Origin of the sequence: Cryobacterium sp. MP_M3 (assembly GCF_015752155.1) — a bacterium.
Lineage (GTDB): Bacteria > Actinomycetota > Actinomycetes > Actinomycetales > Microbacteriaceae > Cryobacterium.
Window position 1 is genome coordinate 118,604 of sequence record NZ_JADOVI010000005.1, and the last position, 14,203, is coordinate 132,806.

Genomic DNA, 14,203 nt, shown 5'->3' on the forward strand with positions numbered 1-14,203 from the left:
TTCACAAGACATCCCGAACCCATCCCGAAAGGATCACCACAATGGCACTCATCATTCTCGCGGCCATCATGTTCGCCGCCGCGGCGACAATCCGGGCCATCACCCGAGACGGCTACACCCGCATCGCGACCCGCGGACACCACATCGACCCGGTGAAATGGAGCGAGTGATGGCCTCCGACCGAACCCTGGCCGGATTCGCACGCCGTTGGCCCGGCAGGGTGCTCGTCGCCGTTGTCCTGGTCGCCATCCCGGCCGCGATGCTGTACGCGTCACTGAACGGAGGCACCTATGCCGACGACAGTTGGACTGCACTGCTCATGACGGGCGCACTGGCCCTGGCCTACCTGGTCTCACGGCGCCTGATTCCCACGGTGCTGGTCGGAGCGCTCGTGGTCGGCCTGGCCATCTGGACCCTCTCCCCCAGCCTCGCCGACCGCCGCCTCGGCGACACCGCGGTCCTGGATGATCTGGACCGGGAAGCCGGCCAGGGAATGCTCGACGGATTCCAGGACCTGGCGGTCGCCCAGGTCGATCTCGGCTCAGCCCGCCCGTTCCGGTTCGGCAGCCTCGGCGCCGACGAGACAACCCGGATGGAAGTCGGATCGCTGACGAAGGCGATGACCGGACTCGTGATCAGGGACGCCGTGGACCGGGGCGAACTCCGCATGGACGTCCCGGTGTCGACCTACCTGCCCTCGCTGGCGGGGTCGCCGGCCGGCACGGTCACCCTCGATGAGCTCGTCACCCACACCGCCGGCTACGCCGAATTCGGAGCCGCCAGCCTCCGCCGCGCAATCTGGGGCGCACCCCTCGGCCAGAACTTCCTGGGCGCCGGCCTCACGCAGCTGCTCCAGGAAGCACGGGAGGGAACTCTCCCGACCAGAGGCTCCTATGCCTACTCCACCCTGGGCGCAGCCGTCGCCGGCCAGGCCGCGGCCGCCGCAGCCGGGATGAGCTACCCCGACCTGATGCGCACCCGCCTCTTCGAACCACTGGCGATGACCCACACCGTCATCGAGGACCAGCGCTCCCTCGTTTCCGGCGGCCGGTCGAAGAGCGGCCTTCCCGTGCAGCCCTGGCCGCTGGACGCCTACGCACCGGGCGGCGGCGCCGTCTCCACCACCGGCGACCTTGCCAGGCTCGCCACTGCGCTCCTCGACGGCACCGCACCCGGCCTGGCCGCCCTGGACCCGACCACCCCCACAGACCTGACGGGCACCCGCATCGGAGGACTGTGGCACGTCTCCACCAGGGATGACGGCCGGACGCTGGCCTGGCACAACGGCCAGACCGGCGGCTACAGCTCCTACTTCGGCGTCGACCGCACCCGGGGCACGGCCGTCATCGTGCTCTCCGACGTCGCCAACCCCGCCGCCTATGACCTGGGCGTCGAACTCCTGGCCGGGCCGACCGCGTAATCCGATTCGGCCAGGGCCTCCGCATCCGATTTGTGCATGCGCACGTCGGCGACGCCCGGCAGGAGGAACGTCGCCATCGCTGCCAGGCTGAGCGCGACGAGCGGCACCCAGAGCCCGCCGAGGAAGGCGAGGCGCAGGTTCTCCGCGGTGTACGCAGTTCCCGCGATCCCGAAGAAGACGACGCCGACCACGGCGATACCGATCGCGGAACCGACCTGCTGGAAGGTTCCGAACACCCCGGATGCCGCACCCGCGTTGGCGACGGACGTGTTGGCGAGCGCGACATCCGTCAGCGGCACGACCAGCAGGGCGAGGCCGAACCCGGCCAGCGCCATCGGCGGGATCAGGTCTGTGCCGTTCAGCGCGTCGGCTTGCCCGGTAACGATCGCGGCGATCCAGGAGAGGCCAGCGATCTGGGCCAGCGCACCCGCGAGGATGAGGGTTCGGCCGAGCCTCGGGCCGAAGGGCACGGCAAGTCCGCTGCCGACCAGCGCGCCGATGCTGAAGGGCAGGGTCGCCAGGGCCGCGTCGATCGCGGAGTACCGCAGTCCGATCTGCAGGTAGAGCACGAGGATGAGGAAGAACCCGCCGATCGACGCTCCGAACGAGAAGTTGGTGAGCACACCGGCCGAGTAGCCCCGGCTCGCGAAGAGCGAGAGCGGCACGAGCGCCGATCCTCCTCGTCGGCCGAGGAAGCGCTGGTAGAGCACGAATCCGGCCAGCACGACGGGAGCGGCGGCCAGCATGAGCCAGATCCAGACCGGCCATTCTTCCTGACGGCCTTCGATCAGGGCGAAGACCGCGAGGAAGAGCGCGACGGAGACGAGGACGACACCGGGCACGTCCAGGCGCACCCGTTCGGTCGACCGCGACTCCGGAATCACGACGGCCGCGGCGGTGAACAGGAGCACCCCCACGGGGAGGTTGATCAGGAACACCGTGCGCCAGCCCAGGTCGAAGGCATTGTGGGTGACCAGGATCCCGCCGAGGAGCGGCCCGGCCACCGCGGCGAGCCCGGAGATACCCCCGAGCGCCCCGAACACGGCAGCGCGCTCCTTCGGGGCGAACAGCACCTGGATGATCGACAGCACCTGCGGGGTCATCAGGGCCGCGAACAGCCCCTGGACCAGACGCGACCCGACGAGCATGTCGCCGCTGGAGGCCGCCGCGCAGGACGCCGAGGCCAGGGTGAAACCCGCGACGCCGACCAGGAACATCCGTTTGCGTCCGAGGATGTCGCCGAGCCGCCCGCCCGTGATCAGGACGACAGCGAAGGCGAGGACGTACCCCGACACGATCCACTCCAGCTGGGCGGGCGTGGCGTCCAGATCCGCCTGGATGGACGGCAGGGCGACGTTGACGATCGTCGTGTCCAGCAGGTCCATGAACGCGGCAAACAGCAGCACGACAACGGCGATTCGACGGGCCCGCATGAGGGACTCCCTGAGTACTGGACAAGGGACCCTGACCGGGCGAACACCATCCGTGCTCGTATGCCTCGCACAGACTACAGGGGCGGCAAGACCTGACGGGGCCCGACGAGCGTCAGCCCGGATTCAGGCCGGGCTCAGGCGTCGAGGTAGGAGACCACGTTGGCCGGAATCCCGAGCACGAGGGCATAGGCATCGTGCGCGAGAAGGAGGCCCCGCGGATGCCGGGACACCTGCCAGCCGTGCAGGTCGAGGCCGCGCGTGAGGGTTTCGAGCCACGCCTCCTCCCGTTCCCGGGCATTGCGCGGTTCGCGGTCCGCCCCGAGGATCACGCGGTATCGCACCTCCTCCACCGAGAGGCCGGACAGCTCCTCCAGGTGATGGTCGACGTCGAGGGCGACGGGAGCGAGGTACAGATCGGCCAGGTCATGTGGTCGTGTGCTCACAACCGCCTCCTTCAGTTGACCTCAACATAGCCGTGCCCACCGCCGAACGATAGCGAATTCACGGCATTGGAGAGCCCCTCGATCGCCCTGTGCACCGGGCGGCGGTCGGCGAGCGCCGTTTCCGCCAGCCCTCAATATGATGAGGTCATGCCGACGCCCGTCCTGGCCACGAAACTCTTCGTTCCCGCCCTCCGACCCCAGGTCGTTCCTCGCCCGCGCCTGATCGCGCGGCTGAGGGAGGGTCTGCGCCCGGGCCGGAAGCTGATTCTCATCTCGGCCCCTGCCGGCTTCGGCAAGACAACGCTAATGAGCGAATGGATCGCCGACAGCCGGCAACGTGACGCGAGCGTCCGCGTGGCCTGGGTCTCGCTGGACGACGGCGACAACGACCCCGCCCGCTTCCTGACCTACCTCGTCGCCGCCCTCCGGAACCCCGGGCCCGGGCAGCCGCCGTCGGTCCAGCCCGCACCGTCGGTCGAGCAGGCCCTGACGGTCGAACAGACGCTCACGGCTCTCATCAACGACGTCGCAGAGGCGCCGCACGACACCATCCTCGTGCTCGACGACTTCCACCTGGTTGATGCGGCGCCGGTGCGTGATGCCCTCGCCTTCCTCCTGGACCGCCTCCCGTCGAATGTGCACCTGGCCATGGCCGGCCGCTCCGACCCGTCGCTCCCGCTGGCCCGGCTGAGGGCCCGGGGCGAGTTGACCGAGTTGCGTGCGGCCGATCTGCGCTTCACGCCGGCCGAATCCGCTTTGTTCCTCAACGAGGTGATGGGCCTGCCGCTCTCGGCAACCGACATCGCCGCCCTCGAGACCCGCACCGAAGGCTGGATCGCGGGCCTGCAACTGGCCGCCCTCTCCATGCGGGATCGCTCGGATATCGCCGGTTTCATCCGGGCCTTCACGGGCAGCCACCGTTTCGTGATCGACTACCTGGTCGAAGAGGTGCTGCAGCGCCAGCCCGACGATGTGCGCAGCTTCCTGTTCCGCACCGCCATCCTTGCCCGGCTCAGCGGCCCCCTCTGCGACTTCGTCACCGGGCAGTCCGGGGGCGACGAGATGCTCGAGAAGCTGGAGCGGGAGAACCTGTTCGTCGCTCCGCTGGACGATCACCGCCGGTGGTATCGCTACCATCACCTGTTCGCCGACGTGCTCCGGGCCCGCTTGCCCGCCGAATGGCGCGACAGCCTGCCCGACCTCCATCGACGCGCCAGCGAGTGGTACGAGCGCAACAACCTGCCGGAGGACGCGGTCAGGCATGCGCTTGCCGCCGAGGACTTCGAGCGCGCTGCGAACCTCATCGAGGGGGCCGTGCCTGCCCTGCGCAAGGGCAGGCAGGACGCGACCCTGCTCGAGTGGCTCACGCTGCTGCCTGCCGAGGTGGTGGCTCGCCGGCCCGTGCTCAGCGTCTACCTCGCCTGGGCGATGCTCATTGCGGGCAACCTGGATGCCGTCGAGCTCCGGCTGAGGGACGCCGAGGCGGGCCTGCGCGTGGCGGCCGGCGCGGGCAGCGGGCCCGGCGCATCCGGGCCCGGCGCAGCCGTCCCTGCCGCAGTCGGCGAAGAGCTTCGGCTGCTGCCGGTGATGATCGCCGTCTACCGGGCGTCCCTCGCCCAGGCGCTGGGCGATGTGGCCGGCACCGCAGAGCACGCCCGTCGTGCGCTCGAGCTCACCGAGCCGGGCGATCACTTCGGGCGCGCGGCGGCGGCCGGCTTCCTGGGCCTCGCCGCCTGGGCGAGCGGAGACCTCGAGGCAGGGCTGCGGGCCTTCGCCGAGGTCAGGGCGACCCTGCGGCTGGCCGGGAACACCGCCGATGTGCTCGGCACCACGGTGGTGCTGGCCGACATGCTGATCCCGCTCGGTCGGCTGCGTGACGCGCGACGGGCCTACGACGAAGCGCTGCAGCTGGCGAGCGCGCAGGGCGAGCCGGCTCCGCAGCCGATGGCCGATCTGCATGTGGGCATCAGCGAGCTGCACCGGGAGCAGGGCGAGCTGGACGCCGCCCGGGAGCACCTGCTGGCAGCCCAGGCGCTGGGCGAGCGCGCGTCCCTGCCCGAGAACCGCTATCGCTGGTTCGTCGCGATGGCGCGGGTCAGGGAAGCCGAGGGTGACCCCGACGCGGCGCTTGACCTGCTCACCGAGGCGGAACGCCTGTACGCGCGCGGCTTCTTCCCCGAGGTGCGCCCGATCGCCGCGCTGAGGGCACGCGTCTGGATCTCGCAGGGCCGGCTGGCCGAGGCACGGGAGTGGGCGACCGGGCAGGGACTCTCCTCCTCCGAGGTCAGCTATCTGGGCGAGTTCGCGCAGATCACCCTAGCGAGACTGCTGATCGCCGAGCACGGGGCCGATCCGGAGCAGGGAGCGATTCAGGAGGCCCTGGCACTGCTGGACCGGATCCTCGAGGCGGCCGAGGCAGGGGGGCGCACGGGAACCGCCAGCGAGGTCCTGCTGTTGCAGGCGCTCGCCCATCAGGCCAGGGGCCATCTCTCCCTCGCCCTCGCGTCCCTGGAACGGGTGCTCGGCCAGGCCGAGCCGGAAGGCTACCTGCGTCTCTTCCTTGACGAGGGTGCTCCCCTGGCAGAGCTACTGGGTGAGGCCGCCCAACGGGGAGTCCAGCCGGAGCAAGTCGCCCGGCTGCGCCGCGCATTCCGGCCGGCCACCGCCGGGGCGGATGCGCCCCAGCCCGTCAGGCCACCGTCCGCCATGCCCCAGGCGGCAATGCCCCAGGCCGCCGGGGAGGCGCTGAGCGAGCGCGAACTGCACGTGCTCAGGCTGCTGGCCACCGAGCTCACCGGGCCGGAGATCGCCCGCGAGCTCTACCTGTCTCTGAACACCGTCCGCACCCACACGAGACACATCTTCGGCAAGCTCTCGGTGAACAGCCGCCCGGCGGCTGTTCGCCGCGCCGAAGAGCTGGATCTGCTCTAGCGCCGGTCGCCGACGACCCCGACGGGAACTCTGACAGGGACTCTGACAGGGACTCTGACAGGGACTCTGACAGGCAGGGGTGACATCATCGAAGGACAGGGCGGGCCCCGCTGACGCATTCGCGGCTCACCGCACCGCCATCGAAATGAAAGCCGCCGTGTGACCCATCCACCAGAGCAAGCCGACATCCGCCTCATCGTCTCGGACATGGACGGCACCCTCCTCGATGACGACGGCCGCGTTCCCGAGGCGTTCTGGCCTCTCCTCGACGACCTCGCCCAGGCCGGAGTGCTGTTCGTTCCCGCCAGCGGCCGCCAGTACCAGACCCTTCACGCGGTCTTCGGCGAGCGCGACGGCCTGCTCTACATCGCGGAGAACGGGGCCAACGTGGTCAAGGACGGCGCCAGCATCGTGCAGGAACCCGTCGATCCGGTGATCATCGCCCCCATCGTGGACTGGGTGCGCAGCACGGTGGCCGCCGGAGCCGACCTCGGGATCATCGTCTGCGGCGCCCGCTCCGCCTACATCGAACGCTCCGATCCCGACTTCGTCAGCCACGTGTCCCGCTACTACGCGGCGCTCGAGGTCGTGGCGGATGTCCAGGTCGCCGCCCTCGATGACGTCGTCCTCAAACTCGCCATCTACGACGTCGGCATGGCCGAGACTCGCACGGGTCCGGCGATCCGCGAGCTCGATCTCCCGGCGGACGTCGTTGTCTCCGGCGAGAACTATGTCGATGTGATGGGCCAGGGAGCGAACAAGGGCCGGGCCCTGGTGCGACTCCAGCAACAGCTGGGCATCAGCAGGGAGCAGACGATGGCCTTCGGCGACTACCTCAACGACGCCGAGATGCTCGATGCCGCCGGGCATTCCTACGCTGTGGCCAACGCGCACCCGAGCATCCGTGCCCGCGCCCGGAACGTCGCCCCCTCGAACTCGGAGGCTGGCGTGATCAGCAGCATCCTCGCCGCCCTGCCGCACCTGCAGGGCGAGCGCAGGGCGAGCGTCCTCTAGCCGCACCAGAGGTCCGCCCGGCATCGAGCAGGATCGGAGAAGCGACGGGAATCCCCGCGGCGATAGAGTCACCGCCATGACCATCTCACTCGAATACTGCAACCTCACCGTCAACGACGTCGACGAGTCGATCGCCTTCTACGGCGACGCGCTCGGGCTCCAGGTGCAGAGCGACGTGGCCTCGGGCGGATTCCGCTGGGTCACGCTCGGCAGCGACGCGCAGCCCGGGCTCGGGATCGTGTTGTCCGTGCCGCATGCCGGCCGTTCGCAGGCCGATGGAGACGCCCTGCAGGAGCTCCTCACCAAAGGCGTGCTGCCGATGCTCGTGTTCCGCTCGGACGACCTTGACGCGACGTTCGAGAGCCTGCGGGCATCCGGCGCCGAGGTGCTCCAGGAGCCGATCGACCAGCCCTGGGGCCCGCGCGACTGCGCGTTCCGCGACCCGTCGGGCAACACCGTGCGAATCTCCCAGGCGCCCACGACCTGACCCCCGGCGACAGGCAACCGGTCGTATGCTCGAAGCTGGTTGGATCGAGTCAGACGACGCCGACGGGCGAACGCCGACGGGTACCGCCGACGGGTACCGCGAAGTCGGCCCAGCGCCACAGAGGGAGACACGATGAGCATCGCCACGCGCACGGACACGCAGACGCCGGCACCGCATGTTGCCGACAGTCACGATCGGATTCGCGTGCGGGGTGCGCGCGAGAACAACCTCAAGAACATCGACGTCGAGATCCCGAAGCGCCGGCTGACGGTGTTCACCGGCGTCTCCGGCTCCGGCAAGAGTTCGCTGGTGTTCAGCACGATCGCCGCGGAGTCGCAGCGGATGATCAATGAGACCTACAGTGCCTTCGTACAGGGTTTCATGCCGACGCTGGCGCGGCCCGACGTCGATGTGCTCGACGGGCTGAGCACCGCGATCATCGTCGACCAGGAACGGATGGGCGCCAACCCCCGGTCCACCGTCGGCACCGTCACCGACGCCAACGCCATGTTGCGGATCGTCTTCAGCCGGCTCGGGCAGCCGCACATCGGCTCGCCGAAGGCCTACTCGTTCAACGTCGCCTCGATCAGCGGGGCGGGCGCCGTCTCGATCGAGCGCGGCGGGCAGACCGTCAAGGAGCGGCGCAGCTTCAGCATCACCGGCGGCATGTGCCCGCGCTGCGAGGGCATGGGCAACGTGACCGACCTCGACCTCGCCCAGCTCTACGATGACAGCAAGTCCCTCAACGGCGGCGCCCTCACCATCCCCGGGTACAGCATGGACGGCTGGTTCGGCCGCATCTTCAGCGGCTCGGGCTTCTTCGACCCCAACAAGGCGATCCGCGAATTCACCAAGACCGAGCTCCACAACCTGCTCTACAAGGAACCGACCAAGATCAAGGTCGACAACATCAACCTGACCTACGAGGGTCTGATACCGAAGATCCGGAAGTCGATGCTGTCCAAGGACAAGGAGTCGATGCAGCCGCACATCCGCGCCTTCGTCGACCGGGCCGTCACCTTCACCACCTGCCCCGACTGCAACGGCACCCGGCTGAACGAGGGCGCCCGGTCCTCCCGGATCGAGGGCATCAGCATCGCCGACGCCTGCGCCATGCAGATCAGCGACCTGGCCCAATGGGTGCGCGGCCTCACCGAACCGACGGTGGCGCCGTTGCTCGACGCGCTGCGGGAGAACCTCGACTCGTTCGTGGAGATCGGACTCGGCTACGTCTCGCTCGAACGGCCCACCGGCACGCTGTCCGGCGGCGAGGCGCAGCGGGTCAAGATGATCCGCCACCTCGGCTCCTCCCTCACCGACGTCACCTATGTCTTCGACGAGCCCACCATCGGGCTGCACCCCCACGACATCCAGCGGATGAACGGCCTGCTGCTGCGGCTCCGGGACAAGGGCAACACGGTGCTCGTCGTCGAGCACAAGCCGGAGACGATCACGATCGCCGACCACGTCGTCGACCTCGGCCCCGGCGCCGGTGCGGCGGGCGGCGAGGTCTGCTTCGAGGGCACGGTCGAGGGGCTGCGCACCAGCGGCACCCTCACCGGCCGCCACTTCGACGACCGCGCCGCCCTCAAGCAGACGGTGCGGATGCCCGCCGGCTCGCTCGAGATCCGGGGCGCCACGGCTCACAACCTGCAGAACGTCGACGTCGACGTGCCGCTCGGGGTGCTCGTCGTCGTCACCGGTGTCGCCGGCTCGGGAAAGAGCTCGCTCGTGCACGGGTCGATCCCCGCCGGTGACAATGTGGTCTCGATCGACCAGGGCGCGATCCGCGGCTCCAGGCGCAGCAACCCGGCGACCTACACCGGGCTGCTCGACCCGATCCGCAAGGCGTTCGCGAAGGCCAACGGGGTCAAGCCGGCGCTGTTCAGCGCCAATTCCGAGGGTGCCTGCCCCGCCTGTAACGGCGCCGGGGTCATCTACACCGACCTGGCGATGATGGCCGGCGTCGCCACCACCTGCGAGGAATGCGACTGGAAGCGGTTCCAGGCATCCGTTCTGGAATACCACCTCGGCGGACGCAATATCAGCGAGGTGCTCGAGATGTCGGTGACCGACGCCGAGGCATTCTTCGGCGCCGGGGAGGCGCGCACGCCGGCCGCGCACGCCATCCTCGCCCGGCTCGCCGACGTGGGACTCGGCTACCTCAGCCTCGGCCAGCCGCTCCCCACGCTGTCCGGCGGCGAGCGCCAGCGGCTCAAACTGGCCACGCACATGGGCGAGAAGGGCGGCGTCTACGTGCTCGACGAACCGACCGCCGGCCTGCACCTCGCGGACGTCGAACGGCTGCTCGGCCTGCTCGACCGGCTCGTCGACTCCGGCAAGTCGGTGATCGTCGTCGAGCACCACCAGGCGGTGATGGCGCACGCCGACTGGATCATCGACCTCGGCCCCGGCGCCGGGCACGACGGCGGCCGGATCGTCTTCGAGGGCTCCCCCGCCGACCTCGTCGCTGCCCGCACCACCCTCACCGGCCAGCACCTGGCGGCCTACGTCGGCAGCTGACTCGGCGGCGCGCTACCAGCCGTCGCTGAGCACCTCGTCGAGAGCGTCGACGAAGAAGTCCGCGCTCTCCCGACTCAGGCACAGGGGCGGCTTGATCTTCAGCACGTTCTGCCGCTCGGAGGTGGGCTGCACGATCACGCCGAGCTCCAGCATCCGTTCGCAGATGGCGGCGGTCTCGCTGGTTGCCGGCTCCAGGGTGTCACGGTCGCGCACGAGCTCCACCCCCAGGTACAGGCCCAGGCCGTGCACCATCCCGATCAGCGGATGCCGCTCCGCCAGTTCTGCGAGCCGGCCCGCCAGGTGCCGGCCGACGGCATCCGCATTCTGCTGGAGGGACTCGTCCCGGATGGCGTCGAGCACCGCGAGGCCCGCCACGCAGCTGACCGGGCTGCCGCCGGCCGAGGAGAAGAAGTTGCCCTCCCTGGCCAGGGATTCGGCGATGTCGCGGCGGGTGAGCACCGCGCCGAGCGGGTAACCGTTGCCCATGGCCTTGGCCACCGTGATGATGTCGGGCACCACGCCCTGCTGCGCCGCACCCCAGAAATGGCTGCCCAGCCGGCCGTAGCCCACCTGCACCTCGTCGGCGATGCACAGGCCGCCGCGGGCGCGGACCTGCTCGTAGGCGAGCGCGAGGTAGCCCGGCGGCGGCACCACGCCGCCGGCGTTGCCGAGCACGGGCTCGCTGATGAAGGCGGCCAGGTCAGCCCCCGGGCCGTTCGGGGCATCGAGCAGCCGGGCCAGGTCGGCCGCGTATTCCTGCGCCGCCCCGGCCCCGCGATGCGTCCCGCGATACGCGTTGGGAGCATCCGCGATGTGCACCCAGGCGGGCCGGGAGGCCGCGGCGTGGGGGTTGTCGAAGGCCGAGGTGGACACCGCGTCGGAGGCCATCGTCCAGCCGTGGTAGCCCTCCCTGAGGGCGACGACGCTGTCGCGGCCGGTGTGGATCCGGGCCAGGCGCAGGGCCAGGTCCACGGCCTCGCTGCCACTGTTGACCAGCAGCACGGTGTCGAGGGAGGGGTCGGGCGATGTCGCCACGATCCGTTCGCAGAGATCGGCGAGGGCCGAGTAGAGAAAGCGGGAGTTCGTGTTGAGCAGCTGCAACTGGTCGCTGACGGCCCGGGTGAACCGGGGGTGGCTGTGTCCGATCACGGCGACGTTGTTGACCATGTCGACGTAGGAGCGCCCGTGGGTGTCGACGAGCAGTTCCCTCCAGCCGCGTTCGATCTGCGGCGGCCGTTCGTAGTACTTCTCCTGCGCGGCGGCCATCACCGTGCCGCGCCGGGCCAGTTCGGCCGACGGATCGGCGACGGATGCCTGCGCGGCCAGCCCGAGCAACCGCGCCGGGTCCGGCACGAGGGTTGCCCACGTGGCGGCGCGGGAGGTCTGCGCGAAGTGCGGGGCGGCCTCCGGGCCCGCCAGCCCCGGGCGGGCGAACTCCTGCACGGTCACCCTGCCGACCGGGCCCGCCGCCGATTCGAGGTCGCCGTTCGGGCGGGCAACGCCCAGTGGCTCCCCCACGGCGACCGACGCCCCCACCACCTGGGTCGACGCGATCCCGCCGATGCGCAGCTCGAAACCGGCCAGGGCCAGAACCAGATGGTCGTCGCCGGCCTCGGTGACCTGGGCGAGGGCGGGCGCCACGATCTCCGACCCGGCCGGCAGGAAGACCTCGGTGAAGAGGGCGAACGTCTGCGGTTCCGCGCGCGAGTGCGACGGGGTTCGGGTGAGCCGGAACTGCCCGTAGGGGGCGACGGCCGCGCTGCGCCGGGCGAGGGCCGCCCGCGCGAGCTGCCACTCGGCATCCGTCTGCTGCCAGAGGCCGTCGGCCAGCGCCGGGCTGGTCACCGAGAAGTCGAGCACCTCGTAGTCGCCGCCTGCCAGGGCGGGGATCATCGGGAGGAACGTCCCGGGCTCGGCGGGGGCGCGCGCCGGCCGGCCGAGCGCCAGCCGGATGGCCGCCTCCGCCTCCTCCCAGCCGATCGCGCTGGCAGCGGCGAAAACGCGCCACTCCGCGTCCATCCGGTGCCGGGCATAGTCGTTGTCCTCGTCGATCCGCACCTGCTGCTCGCCGCTGGCCACCAGCACCGCCCCGCGCAGCACGATCAGCGGCCACAACGCGACGATCTCCTCGTCGGTCAGGGGAACCACCTCGTCGAAGGCGACGATCGCCTCCAGAGCGGCGAACGGGTTGTCGGGCACGTGGTGCAGCACGGATGCGGCGGTGACCGCGGCTTCCGCCGCCAGCCACCCGGTGCCGAGGTCGCCGAAGTCGATCACCCCGTCGGGCAAATGGTGGCCGTTGGGCAGCACCCGGCAGATCACATTGTCGTCGGTGATGTCGCCGTGGATCGTCTGCAGCCGGAGGGACGGAATCACGGTCGCCAGGCGCGCTGCGGCGCTGTCGGCGATGGCGCTCAGTCTTGCCCGGGTGTCCTCCGCCGGCACCCAGTGCACCAGCAGGTCGATCACGGCTTTGGCGTTGCGCAGGTCCCATTGCAGCGTGCGGTCGAGGCCTTCCGCCGCGAAGTCACGCAGGTTCAGGGCCGTGGTGCCCGACAACCGGCCGAGGGCCCTGACCACCGGCGGGGCCAGATAGCCCTGGGCCTCGAGGGACGGCCCTTCGATGAAGGTCAGCAACCGCACCGGGAGGGCGCCGTCCGTTGCCGGCCAGTACTGACGGATGTTGCCGTCCAGTCCGCGCACCGGCTGCGGCACCCGCATCCCGCGCGCGGACAGGTGCTCCATCACCGCGTCCTGCGCGGCCAGCTCGGAGGCGGAGAAGGCGGGATTGTCGACCTTGAGCACGTAGCGCGGCGCTCCGTCACGGGATGCGGCGTCGCGGGACCCGATCAGGAAGTTGCGGTCCTGCTGGCTCCCGAGTTCGCGGGCCGTGCCCGTTATCCCGAAGAGGGACGCGGCCATGGTCTCGGCGTCCGCCGCGGTGATGTCGGGGCGCACGAGTCCCTGCCCACTGAAGAAATCAAAACCTGGCACGTCGACGCTCCTCGCAGATGGGGCAGTGAATCCTGCCAGTTTGGCACCACCGGGACCCGATCACTGCGCGTGGGTCAGCGACTGGCCTGGCCCGTCGAGGGGAAGCAGGCGGGCCCGGTCGCCGCGGCCCACGATGCCCGGGCGGATGACCCGGGCATAGACGCCGAATTCGATCTCGCCGGCGTTGAGCCGGTAACCGGCGAGCGTCTTCAGCAGGCTCGTGCCGCGGGCCCCGGTGTCCGGCTCGAGGTCGATGACCGCGCACCGCGGGATCCCCCGCCCCACGAGCAGCCGGGCGCCGCCCAGTTCCAGTTCCCGGCCGGCCCAGGAATCTTCGACGTGAGCGGCGGCGTCGCCGGTGTCGATGGTGAACGTCGACCGGAACCGGCGCTCGTCAACGACGATCCCGGCTTCGCGGGCGAGGCGGCCCAGCGAGCCGGTCGTGGAGAGCGTGACGGAATCCCCGTAGATCACCGCACCCACGACGGAGCAGCGGGCCAGCACGACCGCGCGTCCGAGGAGCCGGGAGAACTCATGGGCCCAGGGCCCGTCGACGACCTCCATGGCGGCGGCACGGCCCCAGTAGTCGAGGGCGAGGCGGCGCCCGCTCAGCCGGGGAACCGCCGTGATCCGCTGCCCGGCGATCTCCACCGACAGCATCCCGTCATCCCAGCGCGCGTGGCAGGTGACCAGGGACGGATGCTCAACGGTCCTGATGACCTGTCCGGCCTCCAGATCGACGACCGCGAAAACCCGGTCTCCGATCGGCCCCTCCGTCTCGAGCTGAACCTCGTCCCGCGACCGGTGGCGACCGCCCTTGAGCGCGGAAACACCGATGCCGTGCACGTGCATGATGATCACCACCCCATCGGCCGAAATGCGGTCCAGCACAGCGTACCCAACAGCGCGCGCGGAACCCGGCGACCGGCACTCACCCGGCATTGACCACACCCGGGAC

At 70.3% G+C, this 14,203-nt stretch carries 10 protein-coding genes; 6 read left to right on the top strand and 4 right to left on the bottom strand.

What is annotated here, in order from left to right; genetic code table 11:
- Window positions 1-41 precede the first annotated feature (41 nt).
- Together IWX89_RS18780 and IWX89_RS07985 are read left to right on the top strand one after the other, a co-directional pair.
- A complete protein-coding gene (locus IWX89_RS18780; protein ID WP_255548524.1) occupies window positions 42-170 on the top strand; it encodes a hypothetical protein in 129 nt (42 codons plus the stop codon).
- Complete coding sequence (locus IWX89_RS07985) at window positions 170-1,420, top strand: serine hydrolase (RefSeq protein WP_196903033.1); 1,251 nt, start codon at window positions 170-172, stop codon at window positions 1,418-1,420. The genes IWX89_RS18780 and IWX89_RS07985 overlap by 1 nt, the downstream gene beginning before the upstream one ends.
- Here the strand turns inward: IWX89_RS07985 and IWX89_RS07990 are convergent.
- Both IWX89_RS07990 and IWX89_RS07995 read right to left on the bottom strand, forming a co-directional pair.
- Window positions 1,378-2,853: an MFS transporter gene (locus IWX89_RS07990; RefSeq protein WP_196903034.1), complete on the bottom strand. Its 1,476-nt coding sequence runs from the start codon at window positions 2,851-2,853 to the stop codon at window positions 1,378-1,380. The genes IWX89_RS07985 and IWX89_RS07990 overlap by 43 nt on opposite strands.
- Before the next feature lie 134 nt (window positions 2,854-2,987).
- Complete coding sequence (locus IWX89_RS07995) at window positions 2,988-3,296, bottom strand: hypothetical protein (protein ID WP_196903035.1); 309 nt, start codon at window positions 3,294-3,296, stop codon at window positions 2,988-2,990.
- Between the two features lie 147 nt (window positions 3,297-3,443).
- On the opposite strand from IWX89_RS07995, the gene IWX89_RS08000 reads away from it, so the two are divergent.
- From IWX89_RS08000 to IWX89_RS08015, 4 genes are all read left to right on the top strand, one after another.
- On the top strand, window positions 3,444-6,227 hold the full coding sequence (locus tag IWX89_RS08000) for a LuxR C-terminal-related transcriptional regulator (RefSeq protein WP_196903036.1): 2,784 nt from the start codon (window positions 3,444-3,446) through the stop codon (window positions 6,225-6,227).
- Between the two features lie 159 nt (window positions 6,228-6,386).
- Window positions 6,387-7,241: a Cof-type HAD-IIB family hydrolase gene (locus tag IWX89_RS08005; RefSeq protein WP_307836468.1), complete on the top strand. Its 855-nt coding sequence runs from the start codon at window positions 6,387-6,389 to the stop codon at window positions 7,239-7,241.
- A gap of 76 nt (window positions 7,242-7,317) precedes the next feature.
- Complete coding sequence (locus tag IWX89_RS08010) at window positions 7,318-7,728, top strand: VOC family protein (RefSeq protein ID WP_196903037.1); 411 nt, start codon at window positions 7,318-7,320, stop codon at window positions 7,726-7,728.
- A gap of 132 nt (window positions 7,729-7,860) precedes the next feature.
- Window positions 7,861-10,251, top strand: coding sequence for an excinuclease ABC subunit UvrA (locus IWX89_RS08015; protein WP_196903038.1), 2,391 nt, complete (start codon window positions 7,861-7,863; stop codon window positions 10,249-10,251).
- 12 nt (window positions 10,252-10,263) lie between these two features.
- Here the strand turns inward: IWX89_RS08015 and IWX89_RS08020 are convergent, their stop codons facing one another.
- On the bottom strand, window positions 10,264-13,245 hold the full coding sequence (locus IWX89_RS08020) for an aminotransferase (protein WP_196903039.1): 2,982 nt from the start codon (window positions 13,243-13,245) through the stop codon (window positions 10,264-10,266).
- Between the two features lie 60 nt (window positions 13,246-13,305).
- Window positions 13,306-14,136 (bottom strand): MOSC domain-containing protein, encoded by an 831-nt coding sequence (locus IWX89_RS08025; RefSeq protein WP_196903040.1) that lies wholly within the window; start codon window positions 14,134-14,136, stop codon window positions 13,306-13,308.
- Window positions 14,137-14,203: the final 67 nt, after the last annotated feature.

Bases quoted from the DNA above. Each gene is read 5' to 3' on its own strand.
- IWX89_RS18780 (WP_255548524.1), top strand. From the start codon at position 42: ATGGCACTCATCATTCTCGCGGCCATCATGTTCGCCGCCGCGGCGACA.
- IWX89_RS07985 (WP_196903033.1), top strand. From the start codon at position 170: ATGGCCTCCGACCGAACCCTGGCCGGATTCGCACGCCGTTGGCCCGGC.
- IWX89_RS07990 (WP_196903034.1), bottom strand. From the start codon at position 2,853: ATGCGGGCCCGTCGAATCGCCGTTGTCGTGCTGCTGTTTGCCGCGTTC.
- IWX89_RS08000 (WP_196903036.1), top strand. From the start codon at position 3,444: ATGCCGACGCCCGTCCTGGCCACGAAACTCTTCGTTCCCGCCCTCCGA.
- IWX89_RS08010 (WP_196903037.1), top strand. From the start codon at position 7,318: ATGACCATCTCACTCGAATACTGCAACCTCACCGTCAACGACGTCGAC.
- IWX89_RS08015 (WP_196903038.1), top strand. From the start codon at position 7,861: ATGAGCATCGCCACGCGCACGGACACGCAGACGCCGGCACCGCATGTT.